This is a genomic window from Proteus sp. FME41 (assembly GCF_014897315.1).
In the GTDB taxonomy this organism is placed as follows: Bacteria; Pseudomonadota; Gammaproteobacteria; order Enterobacterales; family Enterobacteriaceae; genus Proteus.
In genome coordinates this window covers 17,760-33,805 of record NZ_JABUYL010000017.1, presented here as the reverse complement: position 1 = coordinate 33,805, position 16,046 = coordinate 17,760, and the positions used below count along the sequence as shown (strand labels likewise).

Sequence of the window (16,046 nt, the reverse complement as noted above, 5' to 3'; positions counted from 1 at the left end):
TACATTACTAGTTTAGTTCAACATTGACGTTAATTATTCCCAATCGTTACTTTTTTCACTCTATGGGAAAACGTCATACCAATAACGTGAGTTAGGACATTATTTTGTCAAGTTTATGCCCCTGTAATAGTCAATTATTCTACTGTGATTGCTGTGAACCTTACCATTTGGGTCAAAAGAATGCCCCAAATGCCCAAACACTCATGCGTTCTCGTTATAGTGCTTTTGTTAAACATAAGGCTGATTACTTAATAAAGACATGGCACCCTTCCTGTCGAGTCCCCTCTTTGCATGACGAATTAGTGGCAGGTTTTCCCAATACACAATGGCTTGGCCTAAATGTCATCGCATCTCAAGAGAACTCAAATCAAATTGAAGCTTATGTTGAATTCTCGGCTTGCTTTATTGAAAGAAATGCCGATGATAAACAATACCTACACGAACGTTCTCGTTTTTTAAAAATAGATGACTGTTGGTTTTATATTGATGGCGTAAAACCCAAAGTGGGCCGAAACGATCCTTGCCCTTGTGGCTCAGGACGTAAATACAAAAAATGTTGTGAAAATAACATCAGATAACTGCAAACATAGAAGTAAATGAAAGGATTTATCCATACATGCAACACCCAAACACTCAAAAAAAGATACTGCGTACTATTTGCCCTGATGCAAAAGGGCTTATCGCAAAAATCACAAATATTTGCTATAAACATCAGTTAAATATCGTTCAAAATAGTGAATTCGTTGATCACCGTACAGGCCGCTTTTTTATGCGTACTGAACTTGAAGGTATTTTCAATGATGAAACCTTTCTTCAAGATTTAGATGATGCACTACCGCAAGGTTCACAACGTGAACTCAATACAGCAGGTCGTCGCCGTATTGTTGTTATGGTAACTAAAGAAGCGCATTGCCTTGGCGATTTACTGATGAAAAGCACGTTTGGTGATCTCGATGTTGAAATTGCCGCCGTCATTGGTAATCATGACACCTTAAAGCATCTGGTAGAACAATTTGATATTCCTTTTCATCTTGTCAGCCATGAAGGGTTAACACGTGATCAACATGATGAAAAGCTGATTGCGCAAATTAACCAATATAAGCCGGATTACGTAGTACTTGCTAAATACATGCGTGTATTAACCCCTGCATTTGTACAACACTTCCCAAATCAAATTATTAATATTCACCATTCATTCTTACCCGCCTTTATTGGTGCTCGTCCTTATCATCAGGCATATGAACGTGGTGTGAAAATCATTGGTGCAACTGCACACTATGTAAATGACAATTTAGATGAAGGACCGATCATCACACAAAATGTCATTAATGTTGATCATACTTTCTCAGCAGAAGATATGATGAGAGCAGGCCGAGACGTTGAGAAAAATGTCCTTAGCCACGCTTTATATTGGGTACTGTCACAGCGTGTCTTTGTTTATGGCAATAGAACCATCATTTTATAAATTCTTAATGATGAAGAATGGCCAAAAAATGGTTATCTAAACGTAAACCGCGATATAAAACATATCGCGGTTTATTTTTACCTCTTATTAATGATATTGCTTAAAATCAATACGATAGAGGATAAAGCTTGAGCGATACGTCTGTTTTTACAGCAGTCGATCTATTTTTAGTAAAATAGCGCTTTACACATCTCCGGTATTTGGTATTATTGCGCCCGCTGTCACGGACAGCGGAACAATTTAATGTTGGTGGGATACCCAAGCGGCCAAAGGGAGCAGACTGTAAATCTGCCGTCACAGACTTCGAAGGTTCGAATCCTTCTCCCACCACCATCTCCTCTTAGTAATACCGCATAAAATATTTTTCCTACTCCATTTTTCCAATCAAATCAATAAATCGATTTAGTATACTTGAATGGTATTTAGACTTATAAACATAACAGTCATACTGCATTATGGTTTGCGTTAAAGGGATAAAACAGAGTTCTTCCTCATACCCACTTTTCAATGGATTTTCATCTGTTAATAAAAGTGAGTGATGTGTTTTAATAAAACGTAAGCAACAATTAAGATCATCCATCATTCTGACACTAACGGGCTTTCCCCCACTGCCTATTTCACTTTCTAATTTTTTTATTTTAGCTGTTTTGTATAGTGCAGGATCGCATAGCCAAATATTTTTACTTAAGAGTATATCAAGATTATTATTAACACTATCCGCAAGCGATTTTTGACAACATATCCCTAAATATTTATTTTCTATTTTATGAATAAGACTAAACTTCTCATTAATAATTTTTTCAGCGCTTAATATTAATGTATTTCCATCATAATCAGGTATTTCATCAAAATTATCTTTTGAGAACCTCATTATATTTATATGGGAATAATTTTTATTTGCTGCTTGATAAAGTTGAGTTAAATATTGGCTTTTCCCCCAATCATAATAAACATGAATACTATTATTTATGATACCTGAGATATGTTTTTTTGTTATCTCTTTTTCCTGAAGATAGAGTGATTTCAAATCATTATAAAGTTCGAGCCCCTCTTGAGTTAAACTCATACCAAACTTCTCTCGTTTGAATAACCGCTTTCCCAACACCGCTTCAAAGTCTTTGATAGATTTAGCTACTGGCGGTGTCGTTCGATTCATCACACGAGCGGCTTTACTTAATGAACCATTTTCAACTACGGCCATAAAGGCTTCTAATTTACGAGAAAAAAACATAATTCACCATTCCTTTGCTGTGTTGAATAAAATAATCTCATTAATTCATTTAATGCAAATAAAAATATATTAATTAATTTTAAAACTATTTTTATATAAAAATAATATTTAAGACCACTGTTATCTCCTCTTAATAAATACAATTTATAACTATAATGTTATTTTTATTATGTCATTATTCCTCACACATAAAGAATAATAATACTTATATTCTTCTATCAAAGATTAGTTTATGTTTCCACTTTGTTTAATTAATATTTTTTGTTATGCAATGAACTCTTTTTATTAATTTATTGTATTTTTGTGATGTTCTTTATTTTAACTGTTTTTATTTCCCTTTGATAAGCAGTGCCATCATTTTAGTGATTTACTTACATTCATTTTATGATCCTGCTAGTATAAGGTATTCTATTATTCAATATATAAATGGTTACCGTCACATGAAATTTGTCTCTTTCAATATTAATGGTTTACGTGCTCGCCCTCACCAACTTGAAGCAATCATAGAAAAACATCAACCTGATGTTATCGGACTTCAAGAAACGAAAGTTCATGATGATATGTTTCCATTAGACACAGTGGGTGCACTGGGATATCACGTTTTTTATCATGGTCAAAAAGGACATTATGGCGTTGCTTTATTAACAAAGGCAAAACCCATTGCTGTGCGTAAAGGCTTTCCTGATGACAATGATGATGCACAACGTCGCATGATTATGGCGGATATAGAAACACCCGCTGGACTATTGACCGTAATGAATGGTTACTTTCCACAAGGTGAAAGTCGTGACCATGAAACAAAATTCCCTGCAAAAGAAAAATTCTATGCTGATCTACAAAACTACCTTACCACCCGCTTAAATCCTACATCACCAGTACTTATTATGGGTGATTTAAATATTAGCCCAACAGATAAAGATATCGGTATTGGCGAAAATAATATGAAACGCTGGTTAAAAACAGGCAAATGTTCTTTCTTACCTGAGGAACGTGAATGGCTGGCAACCTTAATGGGATGGGGTTTAACCGATACTTTCCGCCAACAACATCCAGAAATAGATGATAAATTCTCGTGGTTCGATTATCGCTCGAAAGGATTTGATGATAATCGCGGTCTGCGTATCGATTTACTCTTAGCTAGCCGTTGTTTAGCTGACAATTGTATTTCAACAGGTATTGATTACGATATTCGTGGAATGGAAAAACCGTCTGATCATGCCCCTGTATGGGCTGAATTCAAAATCTAATTAAATTAAAGTTTAATTCAATAAAAGCACTTCCCTGAGATAACGAAGGAAGTGCTTTTATTTGTGCTTAATTATCCGTTGTGGCTTCTTTACTCTGCGCTTTATTTTTTATGCCGCTTGCTTTGTTACTTCCTTTAGCGGCTGTCTTGCGTTTTTTACTTTGTGTAGGCGCAGGCAAGTTTCTAAAAGCTTGAATATTTGGGCGACGTTTCGCTTGAGTAATCAACTCTATCAAGGTGTTATTTAATGGCATCATAAAATCTTGATATTTAAATTGCTTCTCACTGATTTGCGTTAATATCGATTCCCAATGCGCGGTCATATCTGGCAATGTTGCCATCTCTGGTAATACATTAATTAATGCTCTACCCGCTGGCGTCGAATTAATTGCGCGTCCTTTCTTTAGCAAGAAACCGCGCTTAAACAGTAATTCAATAATACCAGCCCTTGTCGCTTCAGTGCCTAATCCATCCGTTGCTCTTAGAATTTTCTTTAATTCTTTATCTTGAACAAATCGCGCAATTCCGGTCATTGCTGAAAGTAATGTCGCATCTGTAAAAGGTCTGGGGGGTTGTGTTTGTTTTTCAACAATTTCCCCTTTTTCACACAGCAGTTTATCCCCTTTCGCGACGACAGGTAATGCTGAACCATCATTTTCTGAATCTTGTTCTTTAGCGCCTAACAATACACGCCAACCTGCTTGTGCTAAAAAACGCGCTTTAGCGATAAATTGACCATTTTCAATATCGAGTTCAATCACGCATTTACGATATACTGCATCCGGCATAAACTGCATTAAATATTGACGAGCAACCAAATAGTAGATGTTTTTTTCGTTTTCATTTAATGAAATATTACCTGTTTTTGCTGTCGGAATAATTGCATGGTGCGCATCTACTTTTTTGTCATCCCAGCAACGATTTTTTTTATCAATATCTAAGGTATCTTGTGGTAATAAACTTCCGTCATGCACACTAATGGCATTAATAACCGCATGACGACCTGCAAAATGTTCATCAGGTAAATAACGACTATCAGAACGGGGATATGTAATTAATTTATGTGTTTCATATAATCGCTGACAGGTATCTAAGACTTGCTGTGCGCTTAAACCAAAGCGTTTTGCCGCTTCAATTTGTAATGCGGAAAGCGAAAAAGGAAGCGGTGCTATTTCAGATTCTTGCTTATCTTGATAATCCGTTACATTGGCAGGTTTATCTTTAATTCGCTCAATAACATGCTCTGCAAGCTTACGATTTAATAATCGCCCTTCTTCATCTTGCCAAGGTTCACAGTGCTCACTGGGCTGCCAAATCGCGGTAAAACGTTCATCGGCAGGTGTTACAACATGAGCTTTAACTTCAAAGAAATCTTTAGGCACAAAATTTTCAATTTCTTCATCACGACGAACGACTAAACCTAATACAGGGGTTTGTACTCGCCCTACTGATAATACACCTTGATACCCATTACGCTGACCTAATAGGGTATATGCTCGGGTCATATTAATACCATAAAGCCAGTCTGCTCTAGCTCTTGCTAACGCCGATACGCACAATGGAATAAATTCATGGTTATAACGTAGCTTATCTATCGCACGCGTCACTGCGGCAGGATTTAAATCATTAATTAAGCAACGACGTGCCTGTTTTCTTTGATCTTCGCTGATGTTTAAATAATTGAGCACTTCATCCACTAATAACTGCCCTTCACGATCGGGGTCACCTGCGTGGATCACTTCTTTCGCTTGCTTGAGGAGTGTCTTGATTGTTGCTAACTGTTTTTTAACATCAGCTCGCGGCTTGAGTTGCCATTTATCAGGAATAATAGGCAAATCATCTAACGACCAGCGGGCGTACCGCGGGTCGTATGCATCCGGCTCAGCTTGTTCAAGCAAGTGACCAACACACCATGTCACATACTGGTTATCACCACAAAGAATAAAGCCATCGCCTCGTTTATGAGGCTTTGGCAATACATCAGCAATAGCACGAGCAAGGCTGGGTTTTTCTGCAATAAATAATCTCATTACGTTAGTTAATCACTTCAATCAGCGCGTTTCCTGCTACTGGCTCAGTCAGTTCACCAATAGAGGTTAGTTCTATATCAAAACGCATAGCCACTTCTTTAACTTGTTCTACCGCTTCAGGTAATACCGCTAACAATAGGCCACCTGATGTCTGTGGATCACAAAGCAATTTGCGTTGCATTTCAGTAATTTCACCAATTAAGTGACCATAACTTTCGAAATTACGCCCAGTTCCCCCCGGTACACAGCCCTGTTCGATATAGGACTCAACTTCAGGCAGTCTTGGTACTTGTGAAAAATGGATTGTAGCTTGTACACCTGAGCCTTCACAGATTTCACTTAAATGCCCTAATAAACCAAAGCCTGTCACATCAGTCATTGCCGTGACACCTTCGATATCAGAAAAATCAGCACCGGCTTTGTTCATACGGCACATAATTTCTGTCGCTAAACCTTGGTGTTCTGATTTTAACAAACCTTTTTTCTCAGCGGTTGTTAGCACACCAATGCCTAAAGGTTTTGTTAAAAATAACTGACATCCTGCTTTCGCTTCACTGTTTTTCTTCACTTTACTGACCGGCACAACACCCGTTACCGCAAGACCAAAAATAGGCTCTGGTGCATCAATTGAATGTCCACCCGCCAGTGAAATTCCAGCTTCTTGACAAGCCGCTCGCCCACCTTCAATCACTTCACGCGCAATTTCTGGTGCCAGTTTATTAATCGGCCAACCTAAAATAGCAATTGCCATAATCGGCTTTCCACCCATAGCAAAAATATCACTGATAGCGTTTGTCGCAGCGATACGTCCAAAATCATATGGGTTGTCAACGATAGGCATAAAGAAATCCGTCGTGCTGATAATGCCTGTACCATTTCCTAAATCATAAACGGCCGCATCATCTTTGGTTTCATTACCGACAAGTAATTGAGGATCATAAAATTTTGCTTGTTCACTATGTAAAATAGTTTCTAACACTTTAGGTGAGATTTTACAGCCACAACCTGCACCATGACTGTATTGTGTTAAACGAATTGCTTCAGACATAACATGCCATCCTTTTTAAAAATAAGTCACAAAATCAGTTAAATCAGCAGGAGAAATCGTAGTTGGCGCTTTCAAAGCTGGTGTACCTAAATAAAGAAAACCAATAATATGGTCGTTTTTATCGCAGCTAAGTCCTTCTCTCACAACCGAGTCATGAGTCCAAGAACCTGAACGCCAAATCCCCCCAAATCCTTGTGCAACCGCCGCCATTTGCATCGCATGTACACTACAGCCCGCTGCAACAATTTGTTCCCATTCAGGCACTTTAGGATGATCTTTCACTTTTGCAATTACTGTGATAATCATTGGGGCACGAAAAGGTGCATTTTTTGCTTTTTCTTCAACGTCTGGCCCTAATTTACTGACGACAGCCGCTTTATGCAGTAATTGACTAAAACGCTCAATACCTTCATTTTGCATCACAATAAAGTGCCAAGGTTGAAGAGCACCATGATCAGGCGCACGCATACCCGCTTGTAAAATAGTATTAAGGGCTTCACTATCGGGGGCTGGAGTAGTCAGTCGAGAAGCTGAACGGCGGTTCAAAAGCAGTGTTAATGCATCCATTTTATTCTCCTGTCAGCATTTTATTTTAGCAAGATCCCATACTTATGGGGATGGACAGTTCTTATCAATTCGCAGTATAACAAACTGTTATATTACCACCATCCACAGATTTAGGCGGGAATTTTTCTCAAAATCAGGTGAGCGGTTATCTAATCGTAATTTATTGTTCATAAAATGATTAATCTTAACTTACCTAAGTTAATTTAAGCTTATTTTGATCCTACTTTCCTTTTTAATTCGACGAATTCTTATATTACTTTGATGCTTTTTTGTGTGAATCTATTTAACTATTTTTATCTAAGATAAATATTGACTTAATAGCACCTTAAGTAAAAAGTTATCATTAGTGGTTTCCTAAAAATCAATAACAGACATTCCATAAGAGCTATATTAGAATATTCCTTCATTGCTATTGCTATTCTCTCTATTGCTAACAACATTTTTTGTTTTAATAGTATGAGATTATATAGATGTCACCTGCTTACCAATAATTCTAGCATGACTGTTTAGGATTAAATTTTAGCTTTACATGATGTGGAGATAATATGAATAAAATTATGGAGTTAATCGGCGCAATATTAAAATTTAGTTGGCAAGCCATTAACTTTATCAGGAAATTAATCTTAAACGTTATTTTCTTTTTCCTTCTCTTTATGGTCGTTGGTATTTTCTTAATCACCAAAGAAGCACAAAAGCCGGTTGATTATGAAGGCGCCCTTCTTGTTGATCTTAAAGGTGTGATTGTTGACCAAACTGCAACACAAAATCCTTTAGGTGAAGTTGGCCGTGAGCTTTTAGGTGTATCAAGTAGTCAGCTCCAAGAAAATTCCTTATTTGAAGTGGTCGATACGCTACGCCTAGCCTCTCAAGATCCGAAAATTAAAGGAATGGTATTAAAACTTGATGAATTCGCAGGGGCTGATCAACCGTCACTAAATTATATTGGTAAAGCGCTTAATGAGTTTAAAAAGACAGGTAAACCCATTTTTGCCATAAGTGGTTATTACAGCCAACCTCAATATTATCTCGCCTCTTATGCCGATAAAGTGTACCTCACGCCTCAAGGTGCGGTAGGCGTTTACGGTTTTGGCTTTCAAAATCTCTATTACAAAACACTGCTAGAAAATTTAAAAGTCAGTACTCATATTTTCCGCGTAGGAACGTATAAATCTGCGGTTGAACCATTAATGCGTAATGATATGTCTGCAGAATCTAGAGAAGCGTCATTACGTTTAGTTAATTCGCTGTGGTCTACTTACTTAACCCAAGTTGCAGAGAATCGTAGCATCACTAAAGAAGATGTTTTCCCGGGCGCAAAAGAGATGATTGCTCAGCTACGCAATGCAGATGGCGATAACGCCACTTATGCGCTAAATCGTAAATTAGTAGATTCTGTAAGTTCATATGCCCAATTTGAAGCAGATATGACAGAAACCTTTCAGTGGGATAAAGAGAATAAACAATTTAACAATATCAGCATTTATGATTATGCCGATACGCTAACCTCATCATTGCCTGCAAGTGATGAAGGGAATATTGCTGTAGTGGTTGTTCAAGGTGCCATTATTGATGGTGAAAGCATCCCCGGCTCTGCGGGTGGTTCAACTATTGCGAATCAAATTCGCCAAGCACGTTTAGATCCAAACATTAAAGCGCTTGTATTACGTGTCAATAGCCCTGGTGGTAGCGTTTCAGCCTCAGAGCAAATACGCAGTGAAGTTGCCGCTTTTAAACAACAGAAAAAACATGTGGTTGTATCAATGGGCGGCATGGCTGCATCAGGCGGATATTGGATCTCAACCCCTGCAAATAAGATTATTGCTAGCCCTTCAACATTAACAGGCTCTATTGGTATTTTTGGCGTTATTAATACGTTTGAAAACAGCTTAGAGTCTATTGGTGTTCATACTGATGGCGTCACAACGTCACCCTTAGCCGGATTATCTGTCACTAATAAGCTACCGGACGAGTTTGCACAGCTTTTACAGCTTAATATCGAAAGCGGTTATAAGACTTTCCTTAATTTAGTAGCTGAATCACGGAAGAAAACACCAGCTCAAATTGATCAGATTGCTCAAGGTCGTGTATGGGTAGGAATAGATGCAAAAAATGTCGGTTTAGTCGATGAGTTTGGTGATTTTGATGATGCTATTGATGCTGTAGCTAAAATGGCAAAAATCGATCAACCGGTTGTTGATTGGATGAAACCTGAATTAAGTCTGTCAGAACAGATCATAATGAGTTTATCCTCTAACACAAAAGCGCTTATTCCTGATCCATTACAAGCTTATTTGCCAGCACCTGTTTTAAAAGAAGTTAAAACACAGACAGAGTTTTATCGCAATATGAACGATCCGCTAAATCGCTATGCGTATTGTTTATCTTGTGGTGATATTCAATAATCTTTTCAATCTATACACCTGCTCATATAGAGTGGGTGTATTCCTCTCTTTTTTCTGACTTTTGATAGAATAATATTCTGACGAATGCTTTTTGTTCGTTTGTATTCAAGCTATTTTTAACACAATGATTTAAAGCATGATATTAGCTAACCTCTATTTTCTTTTTTTAGCACCCTTTCCTTTTTTTATTCTACAAACTCCCTATAATCAGGTATTTCTCACAGCTTAATAAGAGTGCTTTGTCTGATGCAAAAGAAATCAATCTACGTTGTTTATACTGGCGGTACTATTGGTATGCAACATTCTGAACATGGCTATATTCCTGTATCAGGACATTTACAACGCCAATTAGCTAAAATGCCAGAATTCCATCGTGTAGAGATGCCCGATTTTACAATCAAAGAGCACCTTCCTTTAATTGATTCCTCAAATATCACACCTGAAGACTGGCAATCTATCGCTGATGATATTAATGATAATTATCATAACTATGACGGATTCGTTATTCTTCATGGTACTGATACCATGGCATTTACCGCCTCAGCACTCTCTTTTATGTTCGAGAACCTCAGTAAACCCATTATTGTCACTGGTTCTCAAATTCCTTTAGAAGCTTTGCGTTCTGACGGACAAACGAATCTATTAAATGCGCTCTATTTAGCGGCACATCACCCAATTAATGAAGTCGCACTTTTCTTTAATAACACCCTGTATCGCGGCAACCGCACAGTAAAAGCACATGCAGATGGTTTTAATGCATTTGCCTCGCCCAATAGCGCCCCTCTTTTAGAAGCAGGGATTAATATTAAGCAATTTAAAATTAATTCATTTCCAAAAGGAAATGGAGAATTTATTGCACATAATATTACGCCTCAACCCATTGGTGTTGTCACCATTTACCCAGGCCTTTCAGATGAAATAGTTAAAAATATTCTGATGCAACCCGTGAAAGCATTAATATTACGTTCTTATGGCGTAGGTAATGCACCGTCGCACCCTGCATTACTTTCTACACTGCGTGAAGCAACAGAGCGTGGCATTGTAGTTATTAATCTTACCCAATGTATTTCGGGTCGAGTCAATATGGAAGGTTATGCAACAGGTCAAGCATTAGCTGAAGTGGGTGTGATTAGTGGCTATGATATGACATTTGAGGCAACATTAACTAAGCTTCATTATCTTCTTAGCCAACAATATAATTACACTGAAATTTGCCGTTTAATGCAACAAAACCTTCGCGGTGAAATGACATTAAACGATAACGATTAAGCTTAATAAAAGGGCAACTTTAGTGAAAAACTCTGCGCTATTACTGGTTGATATACAAAACGATTTTTGTACAGGGGGTGCTTTAGCTGTTAACGAGAGTGAAATGGTTATTCAAACAGCCAATCTGCTCATTAATGGTTTCAAGCAAACTAAAAGCCCGATTATTGCAAGTTTAGATTGGCACCCGACTGATCATCTTAGCTTTGCTGAAAACTCAGGTACCGTTGTAGGTGAAATAGGAAAACTGAACGGATTGCCTCAAGTTTGGTGGCCTGTGCATTGTGTACAGAATTCCCATGGTGCAGATTTTCATCCTGAACTCAATCACACTCTGATTAATCACATTATTTACAAAGGCCAAAACCGCCTTATTGACAGTTATAGTGCCTTTTTTGATAACGACCACGAATATCAAACAGGTTTACATACTCTATTGCAGACATTGAATATAAAACATCTTTATATTCTTGGTATTGCTACTGATTACTGCGTTAAATTTACGGTATTAGATGCTTTACGCTTAGGTTATCAAGTATCTGTAATAACAGATGGCTGTCGTGGTGTAAACATTCAAGAGAGTGACAGTGAAAAAGCGCTAGAAGAGATGCAGGCAAAAGGTGCAGAATTAATTGATTCAGCACATTGGCTAAATCGTAACAATTAATAAGTGCGTTATTTTCTTTATCTTCATAAAACGAAAAAGGGGGCAGTTTTAACCAATTCGGTTAATAAGCATCCCCCTTTTTATATCTATTCTACCCATTCAACACACGTTTTAGTCATCATCCATTGGCGTTAATGTTGCCAAACGTTCAGATTGAAACTGAGCTTTTAATTCCTGTTTACTTTTCATCGTAATTTGCCCGTTTGTTCCGACAGTCATATGTTCGGGCGAGTGGTTATTTTTTGCCTGCCATAATAAAACAATCTGCATGCAATGCTCTTTTTGCTCATCAGTTAATGCAACGCCATCAGGCCATTTACCTAATTCAACCGCCGTTGATATACGCTGATAAATTTCAGGGGTGACCATCGAAATAAGTTCATTAACTTCCATTGATTGCTCCATAAGCTAAATAATTACTTGAAATGGCTGAATCGTTTTTTCTGTTGTTATTATTTTGTTAAAAAACAATGACTAGCCTTTCTGTTTTTCACCTGTTTCACTATTCGTAAATGATAATGAAGCTGAATTAACACAATAACGCTCCCCTGTTGGGGCAGGGCCATCATTAAAAACATGACCTAAATGTGCATCACATTGCTGACAACGTATTTCAGTCCTTTTCATATTATGAGAAAAATCATTAATATAGCGGATTACACTTTCATTCACAGGTTGATAAAAGCTAGGCCAACCACACCCTGCATCAAATTTAGTGTCTGAGTAAAACAACGGTGCCGAACAACATAAACAGTGATAAATCCCCGTTTCGCGATTGTGTAATAATTTACCACTAAACGGCGGCTCTGTGCCGTGTTGTTGTGTGACATAGTGTTGCATTTCATTGAGTTTTGATAAATCAAGGTGATTGTTATTACTTGAAATATTCACTTTCTTTTCATTATCTGCCATATAGACCTCATTCTCACAAAAATGCTTTTTAAAACAACAGTGAATAATAACAAAGATTTAACAACAAATCTGGAAAATATAGTCTAAAATCAACTAGAGTAATCTTTAGTTTTTGAAATGTGATGAATTTCACATATCGGAACAAAGGTAACTTCATTTATCGGCGTTGATCCCGATAATACACAGCGTAACATTTAGCTAAAACGACCAATCTTTAAGCGAATAGTGTTTTTTTAATTGATTTTTTGCAATTATTGACACGATTCCGCTTGACGATTGGCGCGGTTTTGGTAACTTTAGAAGCAACTTTTTAATTCACTAAATTAAAGCTGGTGGAATACATATGACTATCAAAGTAGGTATTAATGGTTTTGGTCGTATCGGCCGCATCGTTTTCCGTGCTGCTCAAGAACGTTCAGATATCGAAATCGTAGGTATTAACGATCTGTTAGACGCAGACTACATGGCATACATGCTGAAATACGATTCAACTCATGGCCGTTTCAACGGTACTGTTGAAGTAAAAGATGGCCACCTCGTTGTTAATGGTAAAACCATCCGCGTAACTTCAGAAAGAGATCCAGCAAATCTGAAATGGAACGAAGTCGGTGCTGACATTGTTGCAGAAGCAACAGGTCTGTTCTTAACTGACGAAACTGCTCGTAAACATATCCAAGCTGGTGCGAAAAAAGTTGTTCTGACTGGTCCATCAAAAGACAACACACCAATGTTCGTTATGGGTGTAAACCATAAGTCATATGCAGGCCAAGATATCGTTTCTAACGCATCTTGTACTACTAACTGCTTAGCGCCTTTAGCTAAAGTTATCAATGATAACTTCGGTATCGTTGAAGCACTGATGACAACTGTTCACGCAACAACTGCAACTCAACGTACTGTTGATGGTCCATCTGCAAAAGACTGGCGTGGTGGTCGTGGTGCTTCTCAAAACATCATCCCATCATCAACTGGTGCGGCTAAAGCTGTAGGTAAAGTTATTCCTGAACTGAACGGCAAACTGACTGGTATGTCTTTCCGTGTTCCTACTCCTAACGTTTCTGTTGTTGACCTGACTGCACGTCTAGAAAAACCAGCAACTTACGCACAAATCTGTGATGCTATTAAAGCAGCATCAGAAGGCGAGCTGAAAGGCGTTCTGGGTTACACTGAAGATGCAGTTGTTTCAACTGACTTCAATGGTGAAGTACTGACTTCAGTATTTGATGCTAAAGCAGGTATCGCACTGAATGACAACTTTGTTAAATTAGTCGCTTGGTACGATAACGAAGTGGGTTATTCAAATAAAGTTCTGGATCTGATTTCTCATATCTCTAAATAATTAAGAGATTAGAAAATCAAGATTTGCTTAGAGCCACCTTTTGGTGGCTCTTTTATTTTCTAGCCAGTCAGTTTATTGTATTAAAATAGTCCGTGACATAAGGTCATAAATAATGAATGAGAAAATTTTTTCTTTGCCGATTATTGAACAAATATCACCTTACTTAAGCCGCCGGCAATTAGGTGAGCTCTCTATTCTTGTTATTTCACATCCTAAAGTACGCGCCGCAATCAGCCTTCAAGGTGCACATTTAATTGCGTGGCAACCTGCACAAGAGCATCCTGTCTTTTGGCTAAGTGAAGCCTCTCTTTTCACTCCAGGTGTTGCCATTCGTGGTGGTATCCCCATTTGCTGGCCTTGGTTCGCGTCAGCAGGAACACCCAGTCATGGATTTGCCCGTATTTTACCTTGGGAATTTAGCGCTCATACAGAACAAGATGACGGCGTGCTCATTACCATGACATTAAAAGAGAGCCCACAAACACAAAAATATTGGCCTCATCCATTTACCGTTATTGCACGCTTTAAATTAGGTGCAACTTGTGAGGTAGAATTAGAATCTTACGGTGATTATGAAGCGACTGCTGCCCTTCACTCTTATTTTAACGTCAGTGATATCGACAATGTCTCTGTTACTGGCTTAGGAGGCCACTACATTGACACTGTAGCGGATAAAGAGGTTTATACTGATGAAACCTCATTACGCTTTAATGGACGCACTGACCGGCTTTACACAGAGCCTAATGATTTTAACCTTATCCATGATGATGGTTGGGATCGTACTATTGAGGTCCATCATTACCATCATAGTGATGTAGTGTGTTGGAATCCTGGGGCTGAACTCGCCAGTTCAATGAAAGATATGAATGCAGGAGGCTATCGCAAAATGGCATGTGTAGAAACAGCACGTATTAATCAGCCATTAAAACCTGACAATATTCATCCTGGCCGTTTATCGCTCGTCGTGCGTGTCCGTAAGAATATTGCGGAAAAATAAAATAACATTTACGTATTACCAATAAAAAAGCTTCGAATTTGAATCGAAGCTTTTTTATCATCGATAATCTCACTAAATTCTAGTTAGATTTTTGCTGATTAGAATGTATAAGTCACACCAGTCCACACAATCGCAGTAACCGATTTGTTTACCATTGGGCTATCTTTCACTTCACTTGGTAAATGGTCAACACGTCCCATCGCAAAGAAATTCCATTTTTCAGCAAACTTATAGTTAGCGGAAATCTCAACATAAGGTCTCCAGCTATCATTTGGGCGGTATTCAGCTAAGCCACTACGTTGTGATTCGGCATGAGTAATACCATAAGCATAACGATTTTGCTTTTTATTTTCCCAAACTACACCCGCACCGGGTTGGAAAGACCAATTACCCAATTCGAAAGGATATAAATAAGCGGCATCAGCAATAATACCGTTACTTTTTCCTAATACATCGCCAGAAAAAATGGCTCTTAAGCTACCCCATGATTCATGATGCTTATAAGTAAAACCGCCCATCATCGTATCACGACGACGATTCAGTTTTTTCATTTGCTCATCATCACTATCGCTTGGTTTAAACGCTTGAGGGTAATAGTGCACATCAACAGAAAGCTGATCAGTGGGTGTATTCCATAAATAGTATCCCGCCGCTAATGTTGCGAAATAAAAATTTTCTGATTGATAGTTAACTTGTGGAACAGGTAATAAATAATCTTTTGATTTAGCGCCTTTATAAGGGGTCACTTGTGCTAAAACCGATCCACCAACCGACCATTCTCCAGCAAAGGCTGCTGGTGCACTAAGTCCTGCAATAACAGCTAAAGAAATGATAATCTTCTTCTTACTCACGATGATTTTCCATATTGTCATTAAT

General features: G+C 38.0%; 15 protein-coding genes and 1 tRNA gene. 9 read left to right on the top strand and 7 right to left on the bottom strand.

From position 1 onward, the window contains the following. Window positions 1-104 precede the first annotated feature (104 nt). The 3 genes from INT04_RS14880 (at window position 105) to INT04_RS14870 (ending at window position 1,798) form a co-directional block, all read left to right on the top strand. Window positions 105-578, top strand: coding sequence for a YchJ family protein (locus INT04_RS14880; RefSeq protein ID WP_193016880.1), 474 nt, complete (start codon window positions 105-107; stop codon window positions 576-578). Between the two features lie 38 nt (window positions 579-616). Further along, the gene (purU, locus tag INT04_RS14875; protein WP_193016879.1) at window positions 617-1,465 is read left to right on the top strand and encodes a formyltetrahydrofolate deformylase; all 849 of its coding nucleotides are present in this window, start codon (window positions 617-619) and stop codon (window positions 1,463-1,465) included. 248 nt (window positions 1,466-1,713) lie between these two features. After that, a tRNA-Tyr gene (locus INT04_RS14870) sits at window positions 1,714-1,798 on the top strand. Window positions 1,799-1,832: 34 nt separating this feature from the next. Here INT04_RS14870 and INT04_RS14865 read toward each other — a convergent pair. After that, entirely contained in the window at window positions 1,833-2,696 is an 864-nt protein-coding gene (locus INT04_RS14865; protein ID WP_193016878.1) for a helix-turn-helix domain-containing protein, read from the bottom strand. Between the two features lie 440 nt (window positions 2,697-3,136). On the opposite strand from INT04_RS14865, the gene xthA reads away from it, so the two are divergent. Further along, window positions 3,137-3,943 carry an exodeoxyribonuclease III gene (gene xthA, locus INT04_RS14860; protein ID WP_193016877.1) on the top strand — a complete coding sequence of 269 codons (807 nt, stop codon included), beginning with the start codon at window positions 3,137-3,139 and terminating at the stop codon, window positions 3,941-3,943. Between the two features lie 67 nt (window positions 3,944-4,010). Here the strand turns inward: xthA and INT04_RS14855 are convergent, their stop codons facing one another. The 3 genes from INT04_RS14855 to INT04_RS14845 are packed head-to-tail and all read right to left on the bottom strand — an operon-like array spanning window position 4,011 to window position 7,587. Continuing rightward, the gene (locus INT04_RS14855) at window positions 4,011-5,972 is read right to left on the bottom strand and encodes a DNA topoisomerase III (protein ID WP_193016876.1); all 1,962 of its coding nucleotides are present in this window, start codon (window positions 5,970-5,972) and stop codon (window positions 4,011-4,013) included. 4 nt (window positions 5,973-5,976) lie between these two features. Then, window positions 5,977-7,020, bottom strand: a complete 1,044-nt coding sequence (gene selD, locus INT04_RS14850; RefSeq protein ID WP_193016875.1) for a selenide, water dikinase SelD — start codon at window positions 7,018-7,020, stop codon at window positions 5,977-5,979. A 15-nt stretch (window positions 7,021-7,035) separates the two neighbouring features. Continuing rightward, entirely contained in the window at window positions 7,036-7,587 is a 552-nt protein-coding gene (locus INT04_RS14845) for an NAD(P)H nitroreductase (RefSeq protein WP_193016874.1), read from the bottom strand. A gap of 545 nt (window positions 7,588-8,132) precedes the next feature. Here INT04_RS14845 and sppA point away from each other — a divergent pair. The 3 genes from sppA (at window position 8,133) to pncA (ending at window position 11,922) form a co-directional block, all read left to right on the top strand. Next, window positions 8,133-9,989 (top strand): signal peptide peptidase SppA, encoded by a 1,857-nt coding sequence (gene sppA / locus INT04_RS14840; protein ID WP_193016873.1) that lies wholly within the window; start codon window positions 8,133-8,135, stop codon window positions 9,987-9,989. Between the two features lie 246 nt (window positions 9,990-10,235). Continuing rightward, window positions 10,236-11,258 (top strand): asparaginase, encoded by a 1,023-nt coding sequence (gene ansA / locus INT04_RS14835; protein ID WP_193016872.1) that lies wholly within the window; start codon window positions 10,236-10,238, stop codon window positions 11,256-11,258. A 22-nt stretch (window positions 11,259-11,280) separates the two neighbouring features. Continuing rightward, complete coding sequence (gene pncA / locus INT04_RS14830; protein ID WP_193016871.1) at window positions 11,281-11,922, top strand: bifunctional nicotinamidase/pyrazinamidase; 642 nt, start codon at window positions 11,281-11,283, stop codon at window positions 11,920-11,922. Window positions 11,923-12,033: 111 nt separating this feature from the next. Here the strand turns inward: pncA and INT04_RS14825 are convergent, their stop codons facing one another. Both INT04_RS14825 and msrB read right to left on the bottom strand, forming a co-directional pair. Next, on the bottom strand, window positions 12,034-12,315 hold the full coding sequence (locus INT04_RS14825) for a YeaC family protein (protein WP_193016870.1): 282 nt from the start codon (window positions 12,313-12,315) through the stop codon (window positions 12,034-12,036). Between the two features lie 81 nt (window positions 12,316-12,396). Then, complete coding sequence (gene msrB, locus INT04_RS14820; RefSeq protein WP_193016869.1) at window positions 12,397-12,834, bottom strand: peptide-methionine (R)-S-oxide reductase MsrB; 438 nt, start codon at window positions 12,832-12,834, stop codon at window positions 12,397-12,399. Between the two features lie 343 nt (window positions 12,835-13,177). On the opposite strand from msrB, the gene gapA reads away from it, so the two are divergent. Both gapA and INT04_RS14810 read left to right on the top strand, forming a co-directional pair. Next, window positions 13,178-14,173 (top strand): glyceraldehyde-3-phosphate dehydrogenase, encoded by a 996-nt coding sequence (gapA, locus tag INT04_RS14815; RefSeq protein WP_193016868.1) that lies wholly within the window; start codon window positions 13,178-13,180, stop codon window positions 14,171-14,173. A gap of 112 nt (window positions 14,174-14,285) precedes the next feature. Further along, the gene (locus INT04_RS14810; RefSeq protein WP_193016867.1) at window positions 14,286-15,170 is read left to right on the top strand and encodes a D-hexose-6-phosphate mutarotase; all 885 of its coding nucleotides are present in this window, start codon (window positions 14,286-14,288) and stop codon (window positions 15,168-15,170) included. A gap of 98 nt (window positions 15,171-15,268) precedes the next feature. On the opposite strand, the gene INT04_RS14805 is transcribed toward INT04_RS14810, so the two are convergent. Continuing rightward, window positions 15,269-16,021 (bottom strand): MipA/OmpV family protein, encoded by a 753-nt coding sequence (locus INT04_RS14805; RefSeq protein ID WP_193016866.1) that lies wholly within the window; start codon window positions 16,019-16,021, stop codon window positions 15,269-15,271. Between the last annotated feature and the right edge of the window lie 25 nt (window positions 16,022-16,046).

Bases quoted from the DNA above. Each gene is read 5' to 3' on its own strand.
- msrB (WP_193016869.1), bottom strand. From the start codon at position 12,834: ATGGCAGATAATGAAAAGAAAGTGAATATTTCAAGTAATAACAATCAC.
- xthA (WP_193016877.1), top strand. From the start codon at position 3,137: ATGAAATTTGTCTCTTTCAATATTAATGGTTTACGTGCTCGCCCTCAC.
- INT04_RS14825 (WP_193016870.1), bottom strand. From the start codon at position 12,315: ATGGAAGTTAATGAACTTATTTCGATGGTCACCCCTGAAATTTATCAG.
- INT04_RS14865 (WP_193016878.1), bottom strand. From the start codon at position 2,696: ATGTTTTTTTCTCGTAAATTAGAAGCCTTTATGGCCGTAGTTGAAAAT.
- selD (WP_193016875.1), bottom strand. From the start codon at position 7,020: ATGTCTGAAGCAATTCGTTTAACACAATACAGTCATGGTGCAGGTTGT.
- gapA (WP_193016868.1), top strand. From the start codon at position 13,178: ATGACTATCAAAGTAGGTATTAATGGTTTTGGTCGTATCGGCCGCATC.
- INT04_RS14845 (WP_193016874.1), bottom strand. From the start codon at position 7,587: ATGGATGCATTAACACTGCTTTTGAACCGCCGTTCAGCTTCTCGACTG.
- purU (WP_193016879.1), top strand. From the start codon at position 617: ATGCAACACCCAAACACTCAAAAAAAGATACTGCGTACTATTTGCCCT.
- INT04_RS14855 (WP_193016876.1), bottom strand. From the start codon at position 5,972: ATGAGATTATTTATTGCAGAAAAACCCAGCCTTGCTCGTGCTATTGCT.
- INT04_RS14810 (WP_193016867.1), top strand. From the start codon at position 14,286: ATGAATGAGAAAATTTTTTCTTTGCCGATTATTGAACAAATATCACCT.
- sppA (WP_193016873.1), top strand. From the start codon at position 8,133: ATGAATAAAATTATGGAGTTAATCGGCGCAATATTAAAATTTAGTTGG.
- ansA (WP_193016872.1), top strand. From the start codon at position 10,236: ATGCAAAAGAAATCAATCTACGTTGTTTATACTGGCGGTACTATTGGT.